The organism is Pilosibacter rotomagensis, assembly GCF_045062245.2.
GTDB lineage: Bacteria > Bacillota > Clostridia > Lachnospirales > Lachnospiraceae > Pilosibacter.
The window spans coordinates 3,348,866-3,368,505 of record NZ_CM170323.1 but is presented as its reverse complement, the minus strand read 5'-3'; the positions used below and the strand labels follow the sequence as shown (position 1 = coordinate 3,368,505).

Here is a 19,640-nt window from a genome sequence, read left to right as displayed (position 1 = left end):
TTAGCGCTTGCATTGCGTTTGCAGACCGGTACATACTAAAACTCCATCACAAGCCCCGCATGTAGCTTGTGAACGGATTCTCCTAACGTCTCTTTCAGGAGATCAAAGGCATGATCTCCGGTACAGTGGCCGGTGTAGATTTCAGAAATACCGGTGGAGCGAATCCCTTCGGCGAGGGCAAGGATCTCTGCGTCGGTCTTATTGTAGAGGTGGAAGCCGCCGATCAGGGCTTTTACTTTTTTATCCGGGAAAGTCGCGGTGACCTCACGGATAATGGTATCGGCGCCGCCGTGGGAACAGCTGTTGAAGATCACAAGGCCGTCCGGTGTGTCGAAGACGAGACTCTGTTCGTGGGAGAAGGAATCCGGCTTCCAACGCCGTTTTTCCTTCAGGTACATGTGCTCCCGGATGCCTTTTTTCTCCAGTCCCGGAGTTTTATGCGGGATCAGATAAACCCCGTCACATGGGGAAAAGTCCCCGGAGACGAGTTTGATCCGGTCCGGATACTTTTTTAACATGCCCTTTGGAATACCGATGTATTTCTTGTAATTCCAGACACCTTTGCAGCAGTTTTCTCCGGTAGTTTCCTTAAAATAGAACGGTGCGGACGAATTTACCCTGAAAAATTCCGGAATTCCGTCTGCATGGTCGTAGTGCGCGTGGGAGAGAACTCCGAAATCTACGTCTTTCATGTTCAGTCCAAGCACATCAGCATTCTTCAGAAAAAGTCCGGATGCCCCGGCATCTAGAAGGATATGTTTCCCATGATATTCAATAAAAATTGATAATCCCCATTCACAGCCGAGATTTTCGGCGGGGATGTTGTCGCTGAGTACGGTTGCTTTCATAAACATATGTCCTTTCATACACAAAATTTTGGAATTGGTGACTTGTGCTCATACGATCTATCTGTATTTAAGCCATTATATCATACTTTTTAATTTCTCAGTAAACAAAAGCGAAAAGACACAGGATATTTTGTATACAGTATAAATATGATAAACACTCAGCAGCCAGCCATGTCCGCCCCAAGCGGATCATGGACAAATGCCTGTATCTATGGTATACTATCCCCAAAGTCGGTTCTGATACATGGAGAAATTCTGCCTGAATTTCTCCATGCATAAAAAGGCACTAACGTGCCAAATGCACACTCGCGCAAGAGGAGTCTATCGCAAGCGACTGCGCTCGGCGCGAGAATGTGCCAAGGCACATTCTTTTTATGGTCTTGCTATGCCCATTTTACCGGGCGGCGGATAGGAGATAAGAATGAAAGATGATAAAAAGGTCAGCCATATTCTGCAGCTTTACCTTCAGTGGCCGGTATTTTTAACGGCACTGGTAATTCTTGCGGGAGCTGCGGTCAACCTGATCTCACGCAAGGCGGGACTCGTGATGCTTGCATTTACGGTGATCTACGCGGCGTGTGCCGGAACCCTGTATATGTACGGAAAGAAGCGGGCTCTCGGCAGTCTGGTGTCCTTTGCGTCGGCGTACAGCTGGAGTCAGAAACAGCTTATGGCGTCCCTGGAGCTGCCCTACGCGATCGCGGACACGGATGGTAAGATCCTTTGGATGAACCGCGCCTTTGAGGCGGTGACCAAAGAAGAGAAGAGCGCAGGGAAAAGCCTGACAATGCTCTTCAAGGAGATCACAGTGGAATCCCTCGAGAAGATGGAAAATGCGATGGAAGTCCATGTGATCTATGGGGAATCGAAATACCGCGTGAGTATGAAACGCGTGACGATCCGCCCGGATGAGCTTGCCTCCGGAATCCCGGAGAAGCAGACGGAGCAGCAGATTCTTGCGGTGTATCTCTATGATGAGACAGAGCTCTATAACTACAAGCAGGCGATCACAGACCAGAAGATGGTCGCGGGCCTGATCTATCTGGACAACTATGATGAGGCGTTAGAGAGTGTCGAGGAAGTCCGCAGATCGCTCTTAACGGCCCTGATCGACCGAAAGATCAACAAGTACATTTCAGCGGTCAATGGTATCGTAAAGAAACTGGAGAAGGACAAATATTTCTTTGCGATCAAGCAGTGCTATATGCCGCGCCTGGAAAAAGAGCGGTTTGGACTGCTTGAGGAGGTAAAGACCGTCAATATCGGAAACGAGATGGCGGTGACCTTAAGTATCGGTATCGGAATGAACGGCGATACCTACAGCCAGAACTATGATTATGCCCGTACAGCAATCGATATGGCCCTCGGCCGTGGCGGTGATCAGGCGGTAGTAAAATGCGGCCAGAAGATCCAGTATTACGGCGGAAAGGCCCAGCAGTTAGAGAAGACGACCCGTGTCAAGGCCCGCGTCAAAGCCCATGCCCTCAGGGAGCTTCTTGAGACAAAGGACTGCCTTCTGATTATGGGACATAAGATCGGAGATATCGACTGCTTCGGTGCGGCGATCGGTATGTACCGGATCGCATCGGCGCTGAATAAAAAAGCCCACATCGTGATCAATGAGGTGACATCTTCGGTGCGCCCGATGATGGAACGCTTTGAGACGGGTGACTATCCGAAAGATCTGTTCCTGACCGGAAGTGAAGCCGCAGATATCGTGGATAACAACACAGCGCTTGTCGTTGTGGACGTCAACCGCCCGAGTATCACGGAAGAGCCGGATCTCTTAAAACTTGTGAAAACGATCGTCGTCATCGACCATCACCGTCAGTCCAGCGAGATCATCACGAACGCGACGCTGTCCTATGTGGAGCCGTATGCATCGTCTGCCTGTGAGCTGGTTGCGGAGATCTTACAGTACGTCGCGGACAGCATCCGGATCAAATCCCCGGAGGCGGACGCTATGTACGCGGGAATCGTGATCGATACGAACAACTTTACAAATCAGGCGGGCGTCCGCACCTTTGAGGCGGCGGCGTTCCTTAGAAGAAACGGAGCGGACGTGACGAGAGTCCGGAAGCTGTTCCGTGACAGTATGGAGGACTACAAGGCGAGAGCCGAGGCAGTCCGTCAGGCAGAGGTCTATAAGAAATACTTTGCCATCAGCGTGTGCCCGGCAGAGGGCGTAGAGAGCCCGACAGTAGTAGGCGCACAGGCTGCAAACGAGCTTCTTGACATTGTGGGAATGAAGGCATCTGTCGTTCTTACCCCATATGAAGGCAAGATTTATATCAGTGCGAGATCGATCGACGAAGTCAATGTCCAGGTCATGATGGAAAAGCTGGGCGGCGGCGGACACAGAACGATCGCAGGCGCGCAGCTCCCGGGCGCTACCGTTGAGGAGGCCAAGGAGAAGGTAAAAGGCGTCATCGATATGATGCTGGAGAAAGGAGAAATTTAAGATGGAAGTTGTATTATTAGAGGATGTGAAGGCACTTGGCAAAAAAGGCCAGGTTGTAAAGGTAAATGACGGATATGCGAGAAACTTTATCCTTCCGAAAAAACTTGGTGTTGAGGCTACATCCAAGAATTTAAATGACTTAAAACTCCAGAAAGCAAACGCGGAAAAGGTTGCGGCAGAGCAGCTTGCGGAGGCTAAGAAGCTTGCGGAGGAGATCGACAAGATGTCCGTTACCGTATCGATCAAAGCCGGTGAAGGCGGACGTGCGTTTGGCTCTGTTTCCACGAAAGAAATCGCTAAAGCGGCGAAAGATCAGTTAAAGCTCGATATCGACAAGAAGAAGATGGTACTTCCGGAGCCGATCAAGAGCATCGGAAGCTTTGAGGTCCCGATCAAACTTCACAAAGAAGTAACAGCGAGACTCAGCGTGAAAGTCGTTGAAGCGTAAAAAAAGATGGAAGAAGCGTTAGTAAAGAGAGTCCTGCCGCACAGTATTGAGGCGGAACAGTCGGTGATCGGTTCAATGTTAATGGACCGGGATGCGATCATCGCGGCGTCGGAGATCGTGGTTGCGGATGATTTTTATCAGAAACAGTACGGGATCATGTTCGATACCATGGTGGAGCTGTTCAATGAAGGAAAACCGGTAGACCTGGTCACACTTCAGGACAGACTGAAGGAGAAGGATGTTCCGCCGGAGGTATGCAGTCTGGACTTTGTCCGCGATATTCTTGCGACTGTTCCGACCTCGGTAAATGTCCGGTCCTATGCGACGATCGTTCATGAAAAAGCAGTTCTCCGCCGTCTGATCAGGATCAACGAGGAGATTGCGAACAACTGCTATGCAGGAAAGGACAGCCTGGAGACGATCCTGGCCGACACGGAAAAACAGATCTTTAATCTTCTGGAGAGCCGTGCGTCCGGAGATTTTGTGCCGATCCGCCAGGTTGCGTTAAATGTTCTCGACAAGATCGAGCAGGCAACCCGGTCAAAATCCACGGTAACGGGTCTTCCGACCGGATTTATCGATCTGGATTACCGGATGTCCGGACTTCAGCCGTCGGATCTGATCCTGATTGCGGCCCGACCGTCTATGGGTAAGACTGCATTCGTGTTAAACATTACGGATTATATCGCGGTCCGCAGACAGAAGACCTGCCTGATCTTCAGCCTGGAGATGTCGAAGGAACAGCTGGTAAACCGTATGCTTTCCATGGAGTCCAATGTGGATTCCCAGAAACTCCGTACCGGTACTCTGACGGATGCTGACTGGGATGCTGTCGTGGAGGGAATCGGGACGATCGGAAGTTCCAAACTTGTCATTGATGATACACCTGGTATCTCCATCATGGAGCTGCGTTCCAAATGCCGGAAGGTCAAACTGGAACATGGTCTCGATCTTGTCATGATCGACTATCTGCAGTTAATGTCGGGAAGCGGAAAGAACGGTGACAACCGCCAGCAGGAGATCTCCGAGATTTCCAGATCCCTGAAGGCGATCGCCAGGGAGCTGAGTGTTCCGGTCATCGCCCTGTCCCAGCTGTCGCGTGCCTGTGAGACGAGAACAGACCATCGTCCGATGCTTTCGGACCTTCGAGAGTCCGGAGCTATTGAGCAGGATGCCGATGTAGTCATGTTCCTGTACCGTGATGATTACTATAATAAAGATACGGATAATCCGAATACGGCGGAAGTCATTATCGCTAAACAGCGTAACGGCCCGATCGGAACGGTATATCTTGGATGGAAACCGGAGCTGACCCGGTTTGTGAATATTGCAAAAGAGCAGCAGTAACAGATTGCTGTTTGAGCGCCCGTTTTCAACTGATCTTCAGATGAAAACGGGCGCTTTTGTCATATTGGGACATGCCTTCACATATATTATTAACGATCTGGTAACTGGTTTGCGTGCAGAGGGCGGTCTGAGATATGCTGCAGAATCAGAAGGAACAGAGTTGAGAAATCGTTACAGTTTGCGGACAGAAATCTGATCAGCAGAAAATTCTGTATGATGCTGTAATGGGAAATCATGTGAAAGGAAGAGAACAGCCATGTCAGAAACACATTATCTGATCTCTGATGCCTCGAAAAAGGTTGACGTGGAATCTCATGTACTTCGCTACTGGGAGGAAGAACTGGAGATGAATATCCCGCGCAACGAGATGGGACATCGGTATTATACGGATTTTCATATTCGTCTTTTTAAGCAGATCAAGGAATTGAAGGAAAAAGGGTATCAGCTCAAGGCGATCAAGGCGGCACTTGCGAAAACCCTGGATGCGGAGGGAGAATCGGTGGCACCTACAGATATTTTAGAGGAGGATGTTGCGTCGGCATTGAGAGAATGTGCGGAACAGGAGAAGAAGAATCTGGAGAAGATGGATCCCGGGGAGATCACGGAGCTCATGAACCGGGAGAAGGCGGAACAGTTTAAGGATTTCCTCACCCAGATGATTGGACAGGCCATCGAAGAGAACAATGAAAAGCTGAGTCAGGATATCAGCAGGATGGTGAATGATAAGGTGCTGAAGGAGATCGATTATCTGATGAGGGTAGCGGATGAGCGGGACGAAGAGCGGTTTCGCCAGCTGGACGAGACGATAAGACTCTACCAGAAGGAGAGCAGGGGGCGGGCGGAAGCTGCGGCGGCAAAGGCGCCGTTTCTGCCATCACTCTTCAGAAAGAAAAAGTTTGGACGCAATGCAAATAAATTGTGATGAGGAAGATCTGCATAGATCAAAAAAGCCGCTGCTCCTTTGGGAACAACGGCTTTTATGTATTGGTTTGCGTTTGTGATCAACCCTCGTTGATTGCGCCTGTCGGACAGACACCAGCACAAGTACCGCAGCTGATGCAAGTATCAGCGTCGATTACGTACTGTCCATCTCCCTGAGAAATAGCGTTTACCGGACATTCACCAGCACAAGTACCGCAGCTAACGCAGCTATCGCTAATTACATATGCCATGACAAAATACCTCCTTTGTTTATTTCTTTCATTCTATAATAAACAGTCAAATTATTCAAGGGGTAAATCATGAAAAAAATGTACCTAATGAGGAACAAAAAACCAGTAAATATGCGGTTAGACAGAGATAACTGCGGTTAGTTTTGCAAAACCTCCTTGCCAAGAAACGAAAAAAGTATTATACTCTCGATATGCTGGCATATATGGCGGTACGCTTGTTATGCCGGAAACAATCGTAGAAAATTGCCCTCGGCAGATTTCGAAGGTGAAAGGAGGATTTATCATGCAGATTTCAAAAGAAATGCTCATCGGTGAGCTTCTTCAGGTTGATGAAAATATGGCTCAGATCTTAATGGGCGCTGGAATGCACTGCATCGGATGCCCGTCTTCTCAGATGGAGTCTCTGGAAGAGGCTTGCATGGTTCACGGAATTCCGGTAGAGAAACTTGTAAGTGTGATCAACGAATATCTGGCTCAGAAGCAGCAGTAATGTGTAACTGATCGAAAACGATCGGTCTGCTGACTTTGGAAAATATCAGAGAAATGAAAAAAGACTGTGACACCGGGGAGATCTTCCCGGTGTCACAGCCTTTTTTTGATCAACAGGAAATTCCGATGGAACTTCCTGTTAATCAAAAAGGCATTGAGTGCCTAAGATGCGCACTCGCGCGGAGATATACATAAAATATTTCACGGAGATCATAAGTTCTGAAGTACCTTCAGTGCATCTTTTTTTACGATCACATCGTAATGCTCCGCATAGTAGGCGCCGGATGCTGCCGCATCGCCTTTTAATCTTGTTCCGTATTCGGAGAGGGTATTGCAGACCCGGCTGAAGGACAGCTCATCGTCATCTTCCTTCCTGAGGATCAGATAAAAAACGCCATTTTCCGGATTCTTGTAGAGAACACTGCTTCCGTTAAAAACAGCACCGGTCTGTCTTGCTGCCTCGCAGACTAGGTCAAGGGAAGAGAACTGGTAGATCCTCGTAAACTGTGCCGGATTTGCCGGTTCCGGGTTTTTCTGCGGATCAGTTGCAGATGCAGAGGATGGTGCCGGAGTGTTCGCGTCTTTCGGTTTCAGGATCCCGCTCTGGGTCAGGATATTGATCAGACCGTCAGCGCCTTCCAGTACCTCCGCAGTGAGATTTCCCCATCCATTCTCATCCTCATCGTCTGCCGGTGAGAACTTGGAAAAACGGGTGTCGAGTTCTTCGGGATCTTCCATTTTCGTGATGATCAGCATAACACTTTCGTTCGCCATAGGGATCGCTTCGACCATAAGTGGGATATCTTCCGCTTCAAAGCCGACCTCGTTTGCTGCGCGCTGGATCATTTCGCGGAAAAGGCTGCGCGCCTTTTCGCTTCCATAAGCCAGTTCACCGAGGTTCATATTGCGGACGCTCAGATCAAAGTTGCTGAGTGTGCAGCGGATCTGGTTTTCGTTGATACGTTCTATTTTCATAGGATCACTTCCTGTCTTATTACTAATCAAAGATCATTGCGGTCGATCGGTTTCTGGTAAAAGGGCAAAAGACCGCATTTTTACATCTATAATATACTATATCCTATTCGGCTTTTGCAATCATATGAGGAGAATTTATTAAAATTTAATCAGTTTTGACATCTACAAGATGATTTAAAATGGGAGTATCTATATTAGAATAGTCACAAGAGGTTGTATTGCCGAAAGGAGGTGTGAAGATTTATCGAACGCGTTCTGTTTGGCAAATATCGGTTGTGCGGAGAATTGGGAAATGGACGGTCCGGTACCGTGTATCTGGCGTACCACGTAGAGCTGGAAGAGTATCGGGCAGTAAAAGTCGTTCCCAAGTCCATAGCGGATTATGATACTTTTAGAAAAGAAGCACTTTTTCTGAAAACATTGAGACATCCGGGAATCCCAATCGTCTATGATGTGGAAGAAGATACCGGATACAGTTATCTGATCGAAGAATATCTGGAAGGCGAATCTTTATATGCTCTGGTGAAACGCCTGGGCAGCTTGTCGGTTAAGACGGCAGTGAATCTTGGAATACAGATCTGCCGTATCATTCAGTTCATGAATTCAGCAGAAAACCCTATTTTATATTTAGACTTGCAGCCAAAAAATCTGCTGGTATGCAACGGAATTCTTCGGCTAACGGATTTTGATCACGCACAATACGCGTCAGATGCCGCCGCATTTGGAGAACGGTATGGGACAATTGGTTTTGCTGCACCGGAACAGTATAAAGGAGAACCTTTAGACTGCAGAACGGATGTATACGCGATCGGTGCGCTGCTTTACTTTATGAGTCATGGAGACGTTCCCGGGAGTACTTTGGAAGTTATAAACGAACCGGAATACAGAAAACTTGACCGGATCATCCGCGGGTGCATGAAAGCGGAGAAAGAGGAGCGGTACCAGAGCGCGGAAGAACTGCAGAGGACGCTGCAGGAACTGCAAAACCAGATAAAAGAGCAGGCAATAGAATCTCGAATCGTTGTTTTTACCGGAGCTGGGGCGGGGATCGGAACGACCCATGCAGCTCTCGGAATGTCTTACTTTCTGACCCGAAACGGGTGTCCGGCTTTATATCAGGAAGAATACGATACGGATACGGTCCGCACCCTTGCGAAAAATATGGGGCTCAAGGCGGACCGGAACGGCGTATATCAAATCGGATGCGGAAACATCCGGCCTTATTATGGCGAAGCTGTGAAGCTGCCATATCTTTATTTTCCAGTAATCATAAAGGACGCGGGAGTGATCCGGTCAGGACGGGAACTTCCGGGAGCAGATTTTTATGTTCTTGTATGCGGGGGAAAATGGTGGGAGATCGACAGGGCTGTAAATGCGGCAAAAATGCTGAAAAGCCGTGGAAAGGTGATCCTGCTCTTCAACCATATGGAGAAAAAAGCACGTCTGAAACTTCCAAAAGTTTTATCTGATATTCATTATTTCTTTCTTCCGTTCTTTTCGAATCCATTTAAAGAAGATAAAGCTGCCAACACCTGTTACCGGGAATTGTGGAATGATGGTACAGGGGGGACCAGATGGAAAAGAAAAAAATTATTGGCGGGATACAGGAGAAACGATGCAGGATGATTGGGATCGCGGGCAGCAATGTCGGAGTGGGATGCACACATTTTTCAATCATGCTGGCAAACTATCTCACGGGTTATCTCAGGAGAAAAGCAATATTGCTGGAATTTAATGAGTCAGGAGACTTTGAAAGACTCGAGCAGGTCTGTACGGGACAGACGGGACGGAAAAATCCATACAGGATCCTGGATGCGGATTATTATAAACATGCAGGGCCGGAGAATATAAAGGAGGTGCTGTTGGAAGGATATGACGATATCCTGATCGATTTTGGATCGGTCAAAGACGGTGAACATGAATCATACTGGAGATGTGATAAGAAATTTCTGGTGGGTTCCCTTACAGAGTGGCAGCAGAAAAGTTTCCGGGAATTCGAGATGGAGAAAAGAGCGAAGCAGAAAAAGAGCTGGCAGAGTCTCGCGGTATTTGGGAGCGAGGAGACCAGAAGAGAATTCTCAAGAAGATATCGGATCAATGCAGAACGGATTCCGTTTTCAGCGGATGCTTTCTCGGTCACGGAGGAATGCGGAGAATTTTTTAAACGGATCCTGTGATGGGAAGATGGAAATAAACAGGCTTGCTGAATGCTTACAAAGCAACATGATAAATGAGATCTGATCAGTCAATGACGCAGTATTGGGGAGAAACATGTCACAGAAAATACCTTCTTCTGCCGGGCGCAGATCTGACCTGAATTCAGATGCATTTAACGTAATTATTTAGTAGGTCTGCGCATCTACTGCGCTGACCGTAAGAAAACATTGGCTTGAAAGCAAAAATGGCAGAAATTTACTGACAGTGGATTGAACAGACGAAGAGCGACAACAGGGGGAAGATCGATGCGGGATGACGGAAAGACCATGCGCAGGATCAATGCGCGATATGAAAAAGGGAAAGGTATATATGAGTATGGAAACAGTAAATGGAACGTATGGATCAGAAGAGCAGAAGACCGAGGAGATGACTCGCTACCTGAACGGACTTAAGAGGTACACGGAAAAAGGGATCCCGATCTACATGGATGGAAAGCTTTCCGGTCAGAGAGAGTGGGAAAAGCTGTTTGAAGTGCGTGAGGACGGAATGTTCTACATGGGGGATTATGTGCAGGCAGAAGGAGGTGGATTAAAGGAGATCCGGTTTGATAAAGTATATCTGAGCGAAGCAGATATTTCAGAGACGAGAAATTCCGGACGGAGAAGAAGAACGAGAAGATAGAAAAAGTGTTGCCGCTCGCAGATGGAAAAACTGCCGGTTCCGGGTGAGGATCCTGGACAGACGCGAATAACGGAATACAGATTCAAAAAACAGGGGATCGTTCTGCCGGATGGTCCGTAAGATTGCTGACGGTAATTCGTTACAAAAAGTTAACAGACAGACATTTCGCGTTGTGGTATACTAAAACTATCCTTAAGATCCGGCAAAGTATACGTCCGTGTGTATTTTGCCGGATCATCCGTAATAAAATAACGATTCAGCATGTATACGTAGAGAGGCAGAAACAGATGCGGATCTTTGAAGAATAGCATGCGGAAAGAGTGATGACAAATGAAAAAAATAGTTCCTGTATTGACCGCTGTCAGTCTGATCATCCTGATCGCAGCCGGCTTTGTCGGATTCCGGGTACTGGAGCGGTATATGCCGACGAAAGAGCGGGCAGATCTTGCGGAAGTTTATCATGTATCCGGGGATGAGACGGCGATCATTTATAATTATGAACAGCAGGAGCAGACAGGAATCTATGAAAACGGTCAGACTTACCTGCCTATCTCGTGGGTAAATGACCATATCAATGAGCGTTTTTACTGGGACAGTATAGAAGATCTTCTTGTATATGCATTGCCGGATCAGATTGTCTATGCCGATGCGGAGACAAAGGGCTCCAATGGTGCGCCGCTGCTTCTTGTGAAGGATGAAGAAGTCTACCTGACTCTCGGTCTGATCGCGAACTACACGGATGTGCAGATCCAGGCCTTTGATTCCGGTGATGGAAAACGAGTCCTGATCAATGACTGGGGGGCGAGAAACGTAGCCCGCGTGAAGAAAAATACCAGTCTGAGGATAAAAGGCGGGGTCAAGAGCAAGATCGTAACGGATCTTGGCAGGGATGATACAGTGACGGTCATCGATACGATGGAAAAATGGTCGCGGGTCGCATCCACGGACGGAAATGTCGGGTATGTAGAGAATAAGAGACTGTCTGATGTGGAAAGTCAGAAATTTTCCGGGAATTTTGAAGCACCTGTATACAAGAGTACCAGTATGAGTGGGAAGATCGTTCTCGGATGGCATCAGGTGACGACCCAGGATGGAAATAATAGCTTTGACAGCGTTGTGACAAAGACAAAAGGAATGAACGTGATCTCCCCGACATGGTTTTCCCTGACGGATAATAATGGAAATTACAAGTCGCTTGCGAGCAAAGATTATGTGGCGAAAGCCCATGCAAAAGGACTTCAGGTGTGGGCACTGATTGATAATTTCAGCGCAGATGTTCAGACAGAGACGCTGCTGGCGTCGACTTCCACACGGCGAAAACTGATCGACAGCCTGATCGCGGATGTAGAAAAATATGATCTGGACGGTCTGAATCTTGACTTCGAAAGCCTGAAAAAAGAAGCAGGTGTCCATTATATTGAATTTATCCGTGAATTGTCGATCCCGTGCAGACAGAAAGGGATCATCCTGTCGGTGGATAACTATGTTCCGGCCGGATATAACAGTTTTTATGATCTGAAAGAACAGGGGATCGTGGCAGATTATGTGATCATGATGGGATATGATGAGCACTTTGCAGGAGGTGAGGCGGGTTCTGTATCTTCTATCAATTATGTGAGGAACGGGATTGCCGGAATGCTGGAGAATGTTCCGAGAGAAAAACTGATAGGCGGAGTTCCGTTTTATACGAGACTTTGGACGGAAGCCGGAGATGGAACGATCACGTCCAAAGCGATGGGGATCGCAGAGGAAAAAAGATGGGTGGATAATAATCAGGTGGAGCTCACCTGGCAGGCAGATACTGCCCAGTATTATGGCGAGGTGCAGACAAGTGATGGCGCTCAGTTCCTCTGGATGGAAGAGGAGCGGTCTCTGAAAGAGAAGATGAACGTGATCCGACAGAATGATCTGGCAGGAGTCGCATGCTGGAAACTTGGATTTGAAGATTCCGCTGCATGGGATTCAATCCAGTGGAACTGAGAAACTTTCGGAGGATCACACGGATCCTACCAGGTTACCATCTCATCCAGTAGAAGTTTTTGTTCTTTACTGGAACGTGTGAGGTAGATACGGGTGGTCTCAATGCTTTCATGTCCGAGAAGATCTGCCAACAGAGAAATATCGCCGCTTCTGGATAAAAAGTTTTTCGCGAAGCGATGGCGGAAAGAATGTGGGTACATGGTAGTGGGATCGATCCCGTACCGGATTGCATAATGTTTTAACTGGGAATGGATGCCTCTGGTCGTCACGGGGCGTCCATTTTTTCCAACAAAAAGAAAGCCGGAGGCAATGCCGCGGCGTTCGCACCATGTTTTTGCTTCCTGGCAGAGCAAATCTGGAATGTAGATGCGGCGGATTTTTCCGCCCTTGGAATAAAGATCAAGATACCCGCAGGCCAGATGCTCCACTTTGATCTGTACCAGTTCACTGACTCGGGCGCCGGTGGTTACCAGAAAACGGACAACAAAGTACCAGAAGTCATGATGCTTTGCCTTCAGCTTCGTCTGGAGAGCTTCACAGTCCTCGTTTGTGATGATAGAGTCCTGAAAGGTATCTCTGGGGGCTTTCACTGAATGAAGACGAAATCCGGCAAGTGCCGGATCAAGTGCAGGACACTCCTTTTCCAGAAACAGAAGAAACTGATTGATGGCAAAGATCCTTTGATTGATCGTGGCGGGACTATAATTGGAAATTAAAAAACTCCGGTATTTCCGGAGCTGGTCTTCGGATATGTACGATTCGATAGAGAAAAACTGACGGATCGCCCGCCCATACGCATTTTCGGTATTTTCCGACATGTTCTTTTTTCTTAAATATGATCTGAACGATTCTGCCAGGGTTTCCTGGTCTTTAGAAAGTTTTTTCATGCTTTTATCCTTTGAATTTGATGGTGGATTACCAGGTTACGATCTGATTGAAGAGATTTTGCTGTTCAATGCTGCTTTTGTGAAGATAGATGCGGGTGGTCTCGATACTTTCGTGACCCAGAATATCGGAGAGAAGTGCAATATCATTGCATCGTTCCACAAAATTTTTTGCGAACAGATGGCGGAAGGAATGCGGGTGAACAACGGATGGATCAAGATGATAGCGCAGAGCGAAAACTTTCAGCTGATCACGGATCCCGTTAGTACTGATAGGACGGCCAAAGCGGTTCAGGAACAGACTGCCTTTGGACCTGTTTTCGTTTTGCAGCCACATCAGACAGGTCTCCCGTACACTGTGGGGGAAATAAATACGTCGGATCTTGTTGCCTTTTGAATAAAGGTCGAGCTGACCACGCCGGATATCCTCTATCTGGATCTGAACAAGTTCACTGATCCGGACCCCGGTGGCAGCCATGATCCGCACTGCAAGGTAATAATTGGTCTTTCCGTCGCGGATCAGGCATTTTTTCAGATATTCATAATCAGCCTGACTGATCACATTCTCGAGAAATGGTCGCTGTTGGAGCCGTACCATGAGGAGTTTTGAAGCGGGGATCCCGAGAAATTCCATAAAACAGTTGATCGCCCGGATCCTCAGATTTACGGTGCGCGGTTTGTAACGCTCGATCAGATAACACTTATAGAGAAGCAGATTATCGTGGGTAACATCAGGATACAAAGAGAGAAACTGGCGAGCAGCATAGAGATAGGATCGGATCGTCTGATAAGCTTTTCCGCTTCGAAGAAGCCAGGGCTCAAAATCGGAGATTTTCTGACGGGATCCTTCTGAAAGAAGATTTACGGGAAGTGCGATCGTTCTCATAATATTATCATGCCTTTCTGTGAAAAATGATTTAGTTGTTATATAGTGTGCTGGCGGGAAAAGTTGTGTATTGCAGAGAAAAAAAGGATAAGAGAGAAAATGAGCAGGGAGTGGAAAGTGTTAATGAAAAAATCCGCCGGAGTCATCGAAAAATGCCTCCGACGGATTTTTATTTACGCGAACAACGAACCAAAGTCTGCGCTTGTGCGAGACCCTGGCGACTGCCACGATAACAAGGGAAAACCCGCGAAGTGTGTTTTCTCTTGTTTCATTTGCGGAAAGAAGATTATCGCAAGTGATCGTACACGGTGCAGGAATGTGCACTGGCACTGAGGTCAGGAATGATCTAATTCTGGAAATCTATGGTCACGTTCCCTTTTTCATCATATTTGACTGCGTCCTTATCAAGAGTCAGTGCGTCGATCGCATCGAGGTATGCCTTGATGGATGGATACTGCGGTTTATAGTTTGCGATGATTTCCTTTGCTGCCTTTGCGTCATCGGAGAGCAGGGCATCTGCGAGGAAGAGTTCAACTTTTGCGGCATTCACGCACATCCGGTTCGGATCTGCGATCTGGAAATCGATGCCGTGAAGAGTACCGGTTCCTCCGCCTGCGGAAATCTGAACACCCGGCATTACACATGTGATATCGCCGAAATCGGAGGAGCCTGTGCTCCAGCCGTCATAGTCGAAGACAACCTTCTTTCTTCCGCAGAGTGCCACGCAGCAGTCTTCAGCCAGTTTCATAAATGCCGGATCATGATACTCCGGTGCATATCCCGGGCGGTCACTCAGCTCGACGCCTGCGCCCATAGCTAATGCGGCACCTGTCAGTGCACGGTTCATCTTGATATTTTCACGTTTGATCGCTTCCAGGGATTTTCCGCGAACATAGCTTTCGATCTTCATCTCATCCGGGATGATGTTTACAGCACAGTTTGCACCCATTAAGATCGGATGAAAACGGATGGTATCTTTTTCCTGGAAGGTTTCGCGCAGGTCATTGCAGGCCTGCAGACCGAGCATAGCGGCATATTCTGCATTGACTCCCATATGAGGAGCTCCGCCGGCATGAGCGGATTTTCCCTTGTAACGGATATTTTTCGCCATGCAGCCGTTCATTCCGAGCTGTGCGTGGAAGTCGAGATCCGTGTCTCCGTCCTCATTGACACCGGTTCCCTTTGTCATTCCGTGGACCATCATTGCCATATCGACACCGTCCAGGAGACCGCGGTACATGAACTCGGTCTTGCCGCCGTTGTATTTTATGATCCCTTTCTGGCGGAGCTCCTCGCGGAAGGCCAGCTGGATCATTTCCTCGGCCGGTACAGCGACGAGACGGATCGATCCGCATAAACCGTCCAGCGCGTGCGGCTGCTTTAATGCGGCAGCGATACCTAAAAGGGCAGCAGACTGTGCATTGTGTCCGCAGCAGTGTGTCATGCCGTTTACGGACTCCGGATGATTGGCGATGTCGAGTGCATCAAGTTCGCCAAAGATCGCAACCTTCGGACCAGGTTTCCCGGTCTCCACATCGGTGTAGAATCCCGGAATATTCCCGGCTTTTACAAGTGTGTATCCAAGTGCCTCATATTTTTCTACAAGATAGTCATGGGCCTGCCATTCGGTGTAACCGGTCTGCGGATGTGCCCAGATCCAGCGCTCTGCGTCGAGAATGAGCTGTCTTACAGTGTCTACGTTGTTTACGATCAGTTGTTGTCTGTCTGTCATGGGAAATACCTCCTGAGTATGTAATATTGAAGGAAAACGGTCACAGATCGGGATGCGAAACCGTTCCTGAATGTAAAATATCGGAAAAACCCGGTCATAGTGCGCGGTGGGAAATATCCGGGTATTGGAACGCCGGAAGATGCCTCCTGCTAAGCACGTGTCTGTTTTAAAAGTGTGATCAGTGCATCGGTGTGTTCCTTTGTGGTTGCCCAGCTTGTGGCGATCCGGATCACTGTGTGCGTATCATCGTATTTTTCCCAGAAACTGAATTCTGCGGATCCTTCAAGGTCGTGGAGGATTTTGTCCTCCAGAATGATAAAGATCTGGTTTGTCGGAGTCTCAAGGAAAAACTGATAACCATTTTCTTTTAATACGTTTTTGATTGAGTCTGCATAGTTGAGAGCAGATTCACCGATATGAAGATAGAGATCATCGGTAAACAGGACATCAAACTGGATCCCCAGGATACGGCCTTTTGCGAACAGGGCACCGTGCTGTTTAACGATCGTAAAAAAATGCGGGATCAGTGCCGGATCGGGGATCACGACAGCTTCGCCAAAGAGAGCACCGCATTTTGTCCCACCGATGTAGAAGACATCGCAGAGTCTTGCGAGATCTTTTAATGAAACGGTATTTTCCGGAGCAGCCAGTGCATATGCCAGTCTTGCACCGTCCACATAAAGCGGAAGATGGTATCTGCGGCAGGCCTCGCTGAGAGCAGTCAGTTCTTCCAGGGAATACAGCGTCCCGTATTCAGTCGGCTGTGAGATATAGACCATGCCGGGCATGACCATGTGCTCATGGTTTTCATCGGATAAGAAGGTATCCATATAAGAGGAGATCTGTGTGGCTGAGATCTTTCCGTATGTATGGGGCAGCGGGAGAACCTTATGTCCGCCAAACTCGATAGCGCCGGCCTCATGGACCGCAATATGTCCGGTCTCCGCACAAAGGACTCCCTGATAGGAACGTAGAAGTGCATCGATTACCGTGGCATTTGTCTGGGTACCGCCGACGAGAAAGTAGACACCTGCATCCGGCGCATCGCAGGCTTTGCGGATCTTATCTCTCGCGGAGGCGGAAAACTCATCGAGACCGTATCCGGAGGTCTGCATCATATTTGTGGAGAGAAGTGCATCCATGATCAAAGGATGAGCCCCCTCCATGTAGTCACAGGTAAATTTTAGTTTTTCATTTGCCATGTCATAAACCTGACCTTTCGTGTTGTCTGACTCTATTATACAGATGACATATTGATGTGTCAATGCAGGAAAGTAAGGGAAAGAATCTGAAAACAGGGACCTCTGGATCACACATAATTCGATGAGGGAGAAAATAGAGTGTTATGAAAAACAAAACTTTGGGAGAACAGTGCATGAAGCGGAATCTGATAGAGCCGGTTCTTGGTTTCTGCCTGCTTGGAATAGTGATCCTGGCAGTAAAATATGGGAGCATTCATGTGACAGGGAGCACCGATGCCTACATAAAAGAGATGCCGGTGGTAGTGATTGATGCCGGACATGGAGGAACAGATCCGGGGAAAGTCGGTGTTGACGGAAGCCTGGAGAAGGACATCAACCTGGCTGTTGCAAAACGGTTAAAAACATATCTGGAGCAGGATGATATCAGGGTTATCATGACAAGGGAAACGGATACAGGACTTTATTCAGATACGGATAGCCGGAAAAAAATGGCAGATATGAAAAAAAGGTGCGAGATCATTGAAGAGAGCGGCGCGGATCTTGTGGTCAGCATCCATCAGAACAGTTATCATGAAGAATCCGTGTCCGGCGGCCAGGTATTTTATTACCGGGATTCAGCAAAAGGCAAAGCGCTGGCGGAAATCCTGCAGAAAAGGTTCAGCTATGTCCTTGGAGAACAGAACAGGAGACTTCCGAAGGCAAATGGCAATTATTATCTTCTTCTGCATGTGAAATGTCCGATCGTGATCGTGGAGTGCGGGTTTCTGAGCAACCGAAAGGAAGCAGGACTTTTGAACAGCGGGGAATATCAGGATAAGCTGGCATATACGATCCATATGGGAGTGGCGGAGTATCTGAATTGCAGAAAATGATCATGGGAAACTGCACAAATAGTGAAATACTGATCAGGACGAAAATATGAAAAGGAACATTTCCGGCGTGCCTCTGCATTGGAAGGATAAAAAACCGCCGGAAATGCGAGAATTTCCGGCGGAGCATTTTTATAAAAATTATTCGAGTACGAGTGTACCGTCACCCTCGGCGCGGATCGCAGATTTGAAGAACTCTTCAAATGCCTTTTCCATGTAAGCCATATCCTTGGAACCGGCAGTCTCATACGGAGAGTGCATCGCTAACTGCGGAAGTCCGATATCCACTGTGTTTAAGGAAACCTGTGCATTGGAGATGTTTCCGAGAGTGGAACCGCCGAGAATATCGGAACGATTTAAGAACTCCTGATACGGAACACCTGCGCGCTCGCAGAGGCAGCGCATAACTGCAGCGGAAACAGCGTCTGTTGTGTATTTCTGGTTTGCACTGTGTTTGATCACAAGACCGCCGTTTAAGTATGTGCGGTTTGTCGGGTCTGTCTTATCCGCGTAGTTCGGATGTACAGCATGTCCGTTATCCGCAGATACCATGAAGCTGGAAGCAAGGGAAGTGAGATACTCTTCTTCTGTTCTTCCAAGGCTGCGGTTAATGCGGCGAAGGATGTCATAAAGGAATGTGGAGCCGGCGCCCTGTTTTGTGCCGCTTCCAACTTCCTCATTATCAAATACGGCAACGACCGGAATGCAGCGGTCGCTCTCACTGTTTAACAGAGCCATCGTGGATGTGAATGCACACTGAAGGTCGTCAAGACGCGGAGCGGAGATGAACTCGCCGTCGCAGCCCCAGATCGTACCTTCCATGCGGTTGTAGAGGAAAAGATCCATTCCCTTGATCTGATCAACGGAAACACCGGCTTCCTCGGCGATCATTTCTTTAAATGCCTTGCCGGAATTGCTCATACGGTATAACGGGAGCATGTCCTTCTGGATGTTGTATTTATAACCGTCGTTTACTTCCCTGTTCATGTGGATCGCGAGGTTCGGGATCATGAGAAGATCGCGGTCAACATTGATCAGCTTTGTTGTGAGACGATTACCATCTTTTACGATGATACGGCCTGCAACGGAGAGTGGTCTGTCAAACCACGGAGCGCAGAGCATTCCGCCGTATTTTTCAACATTTAATTTTACATACTGGTTTTCAACATTCATCTCGGAGGACTCTTTGATCTTTAAAGTCGGGGAGTCGCTGTGGCTTGCCGCGATATGGAAGCCTGAATAATCTTTGCGGGATACCTTGAATGCGATGATCGCGGACTGGTTGCGGGTTACAAAATATTTGCCGCCCTCAGCAAGGTTCCAGGTATTTCCCTCAGCGAGGCACTCAAAGCCTGCTTCAGTCAGGTAGTTTGCCAGCTCATGAACAGCATGGAAACCAGTCGGACTCTTTTTGATAAAAGAAAATAATTCTTCGTTCAGATTCTGAATCATGTTTTTGTTACTCCTTTCGATAATAACCCCTGTAAGTCATACTATCTTATTATACAG

At 48.0% G+C, this 19,640-nt stretch carries 18 protein-coding genes; 10 read left to right on the top strand and 8 right to left on the bottom strand.

Going from position 1 to position 19,640, the window contains the following annotated elements; all coding sequences use genetic code 11:
* Positions 1-35: 35 nt before the first annotated feature.
* Positions 36-848 carry an MBL fold metallo-hydrolase gene (locus tag ACI3EW_RS15120; RefSeq protein WP_118533389.1) on the bottom strand — a complete coding sequence of 271 codons (813 nt, stop codon included), beginning with the start codon at positions 846-848 and terminating at the stop codon, positions 36-38.
* 421 nt (positions 849-1,269) lie between these two features.
* On the opposite strand from ACI3EW_RS15120, the gene ACI3EW_RS15115 reads away from it, so the two are divergent.
* From ACI3EW_RS15115 to ACI3EW_RS15100, 4 genes are all read left to right on the top strand, one after another.
* Entirely contained in the window at positions 1,270-3,309 is a 2,040-nt protein-coding gene (locus tag ACI3EW_RS15115) for a DHH family phosphoesterase (protein WP_118533391.1), read from the top strand.
* A gap of 1 nt (position 3,310) precedes the next feature.
* Positions 3,311-3,757, top strand: a complete 447-nt coding sequence (gene rplI / locus ACI3EW_RS15110; protein ID WP_015552983.1) for a 50S ribosomal protein L9 — start codon at positions 3,311-3,313, stop codon at positions 3,755-3,757.
* Positions 3,758-3,763: 6 nt separating this feature from the next.
* Positions 3,764-5,104 carry a replicative DNA helicase gene (dnaB, locus tag ACI3EW_RS15105; RefSeq protein ID WP_118297308.1) on the top strand — a complete coding sequence of 447 codons (1,341 nt, stop codon included), beginning with the start codon at positions 3,764-3,766 and terminating at the stop codon, positions 5,102-5,104.
* Positions 5,105-5,360: 256 nt separating this feature from the next.
* Complete coding sequence (locus ACI3EW_RS15100) at positions 5,361-6,026, top strand: helix-turn-helix domain-containing protein (protein ID WP_118297307.1); 666 nt, start codon at positions 5,361-5,363, stop codon at positions 6,024-6,026.
* 79 nt (positions 6,027-6,105) lie between these two features.
* On the opposite strand, the gene ACI3EW_RS15095 is transcribed toward ACI3EW_RS15100, so the two are convergent.
* Positions 6,106-6,276, bottom strand: coding sequence for a DUF362 domain-containing protein (locus tag ACI3EW_RS15095; protein ID WP_021905155.1), 171 nt, complete (start codon positions 6,274-6,276; stop codon positions 6,106-6,108).
* A 283-nt stretch (positions 6,277-6,559) separates the two neighbouring features.
* Between ACI3EW_RS15095 and ACI3EW_RS15090 the strand changes: the two genes are divergently transcribed.
* The gene (locus tag ACI3EW_RS15090) at positions 6,560-6,766 is read left to right on the top strand and encodes a DUF1858 domain-containing protein (protein WP_015552988.1); all 207 of its coding nucleotides are present in this window, start codon (positions 6,560-6,562) and stop codon (positions 6,764-6,766) included.
* A gap of 209 nt (positions 6,767-6,975) precedes the next feature.
* Here ACI3EW_RS15090 and ACI3EW_RS15085 read toward each other — a convergent pair whose 3' ends face one another.
* Positions 6,976-7,740, bottom strand: a complete 765-nt coding sequence (locus ACI3EW_RS15085; protein WP_118533393.1) for an adaptor protein MecA — start codon at positions 7,738-7,740, stop codon at positions 6,976-6,978.
* 273 nt (positions 7,741-8,013) lie between these two features.
* On the opposite strand from ACI3EW_RS15085, the gene ACI3EW_RS15080 reads away from it, so the two are divergent.
* The 4 genes from ACI3EW_RS15080 (at position 8,014) to ACI3EW_RS15065 (ending at position 12,558) form a co-directional block, all read left to right on the top strand.
* Positions 8,014-9,366: a protein kinase domain-containing protein gene (locus ACI3EW_RS15080; protein WP_346011281.1), complete on the top strand. Its 1,353-nt coding sequence runs from the start codon at positions 8,014-8,016 to the stop codon at positions 9,364-9,366.
* On the top strand, positions 9,315-9,917 hold the full coding sequence (locus tag ACI3EW_RS15075; protein ID WP_485663201.1) for a hypothetical protein: 603 nt from the start codon (positions 9,315-9,317) through the stop codon (positions 9,915-9,917). The genes ACI3EW_RS15080 and ACI3EW_RS15075 overlap by 52 nt, the downstream gene beginning before the upstream one ends.
* 349 nt (positions 9,918-10,266) lie before the next feature.
* Complete coding sequence (locus ACI3EW_RS15070) at positions 10,267-10,578, top strand: hypothetical protein (protein WP_346011282.1); 312 nt, start codon at positions 10,267-10,269, stop codon at positions 10,576-10,578.
* A 330-nt stretch (positions 10,579-10,908) separates the two neighbouring features.
* The gene (locus tag ACI3EW_RS15065) at positions 10,909-12,558 is read left to right on the top strand and encodes a glycosyl hydrolase family 18 protein (RefSeq protein WP_485663199.1); all 1,650 of its coding nucleotides are present in this window, start codon (positions 10,909-10,911) and stop codon (positions 12,556-12,558) included.
* Between the two features lie 26 nt (positions 12,559-12,584).
* On the opposite strand, the gene ACI3EW_RS15060 is transcribed toward ACI3EW_RS15065, so the two are convergent.
* The 4 genes from ACI3EW_RS15060 to ACI3EW_RS15045 all read right to left on the bottom strand — a co-directional run bounded on the left by ACI3EW_RS15060 (position 12,585) and on the right by ACI3EW_RS15045 (position 17,262).
* Positions 12,585-13,376, bottom strand: a complete 792-nt coding sequence (locus ACI3EW_RS15060) for a tyrosine-type recombinase/integrase (protein ID WP_485663198.1) — start codon at positions 13,374-13,376, stop codon at positions 12,585-12,587.
* Between the two features lie 97 nt (positions 13,377-13,473).
* Positions 13,474-14,328 (bottom strand): tyrosine-type recombinase/integrase, encoded by an 855-nt coding sequence (locus tag ACI3EW_RS15055; protein WP_118533403.1) that lies wholly within the window; start codon positions 14,326-14,328, stop codon positions 13,474-13,476.
* A gap of 346 nt (positions 14,329-14,674) precedes the next feature.
* Entirely contained in the window at positions 14,675-16,060 is a 1,386-nt protein-coding gene (locus ACI3EW_RS15050; protein ID WP_118606282.1) for an amidohydrolase, read from the bottom strand.
* A 149-nt stretch (positions 16,061-16,209) separates the two neighbouring features.
* Complete coding sequence (locus ACI3EW_RS15045) at positions 16,210-17,262, bottom strand: threonine aldolase family protein (RefSeq protein WP_485663197.1); 1,053 nt, start codon at positions 17,260-17,262, stop codon at positions 16,210-16,212.
* A 143-nt stretch (positions 17,263-17,405) separates the two neighbouring features.
* Between ACI3EW_RS15045 and ACI3EW_RS15040 the strand changes: the two genes are divergently transcribed.
* Positions 17,406-18,134: an N-acetylmuramoyl-L-alanine amidase gene (locus ACI3EW_RS15040; protein ID WP_485663195.1), complete on the top strand. Its 729-nt coding sequence runs from the start codon at positions 17,406-17,408 to the stop codon at positions 18,132-18,134.
* Positions 18,135-18,272: 138 nt separating this feature from the next.
* On the opposite strand, the gene ACI3EW_RS15035 is transcribed toward ACI3EW_RS15040, so the two are convergent.
* Entirely contained in the window at positions 18,273-19,583 is a 1,311-nt protein-coding gene (locus tag ACI3EW_RS15035; RefSeq protein ID WP_118297297.1) for a M18 family aminopeptidase, read from the bottom strand.
* Positions 19,584-19,640: the final 57 nt, after the last annotated feature.

Coding starts and splice junctions, on each gene's coding strand:
- ACI3EW_RS15120 (WP_118533389.1), bottom strand. CDS start 848: ATGAAAGCAACCGTACTCAGCGACAACATCCCCGCCGAAAATCTCGGC.
- ACI3EW_RS15115 (WP_118533391.1), top strand. CDS start 1,270: ATGAAAGATGATAAAAAGGTCAGCCATATTCTGCAGCTTTACCTTCAG.
- rplI (WP_015552983.1), top strand. CDS start 3,311: ATGGAAGTTGTATTATTAGAGGATGTGAAGGCACTTGGCAAAAAAGGC.
- dnaB (WP_118297308.1), top strand. CDS start 3,764: ATGGAAGAAGCGTTAGTAAAGAGAGTCCTGCCGCACAGTATTGAGGCG.
- ACI3EW_RS15100 (WP_118297307.1), top strand. CDS start 5,361: ATGTCAGAAACACATTATCTGATCTCTGATGCCTCGAAAAAGGTTGAC.
- ACI3EW_RS15095 (WP_021905155.1), bottom strand. CDS start 6,276: ATGGCATATGTAATTAGCGATAGCTGCGTTAGCTGCGGTACTTGTGCT.
- ACI3EW_RS15090 (WP_015552988.1), top strand. CDS start 6,560: ATGCAGATTTCAAAAGAAATGCTCATCGGTGAGCTTCTTCAGGTTGAT.
- ACI3EW_RS15085 (WP_118533393.1), bottom strand. CDS start 7,740: ATGAAAATAGAACGTATCAACGAAAACCAGATCCGCTGCACACTCAGC.
- ACI3EW_RS15075 (WP_485663201.1), top strand. CDS start 9,315: ATGGAAAAGAAAAAAATTATTGGCGGGATACAGGAGAAACGATGCAGG.
- ACI3EW_RS15070 (WP_346011282.1), top strand. CDS start 10,267: ATGAGTATGGAAACAGTAAATGGAACGTATGGATCAGAAGAGCAGAAG.
- ACI3EW_RS15065 (WP_485663199.1), top strand. CDS start 10,909: ATGAAAAAAATAGTTCCTGTATTGACCGCTGTCAGTCTGATCATCCTG.
- ACI3EW_RS15060 (WP_485663198.1), bottom strand. CDS start 13,376: ATGTCGGAAAATACCGAAAATGCGTATGGGCGGGCGATCCGTCAGTTT.
- ACI3EW_RS15055 (WP_118533403.1), bottom strand. CDS start 14,328: ATGAGAACGATCGCACTTCCCGTAAATCTTCTTTCAGAAGGATCCCGT.
- ACI3EW_RS15050 (WP_118606282.1), bottom strand. CDS start 16,060: ATGACAGACAGACAACAACTGATCGTAAACAACGTAGACACTGTAAGA.
- ACI3EW_RS15045 (WP_485663197.1), bottom strand. CDS start 17,262: ATGGCAAATGAAAAACTAAAATTTACCTGTGACTACATGGAGGGGGCT.
- ACI3EW_RS15040 (WP_485663195.1), top strand. CDS start 17,406: ATGAAAAACAAAACTTTGGGAGAACAGTGCATGAAGCGGAATCTGATA.
- ACI3EW_RS15035 (WP_118297297.1), bottom strand. CDS start 19,583: ATGATTCAGAATCTGAACGAAGAATTATTTTCTTTTATCAAAAAGAGT.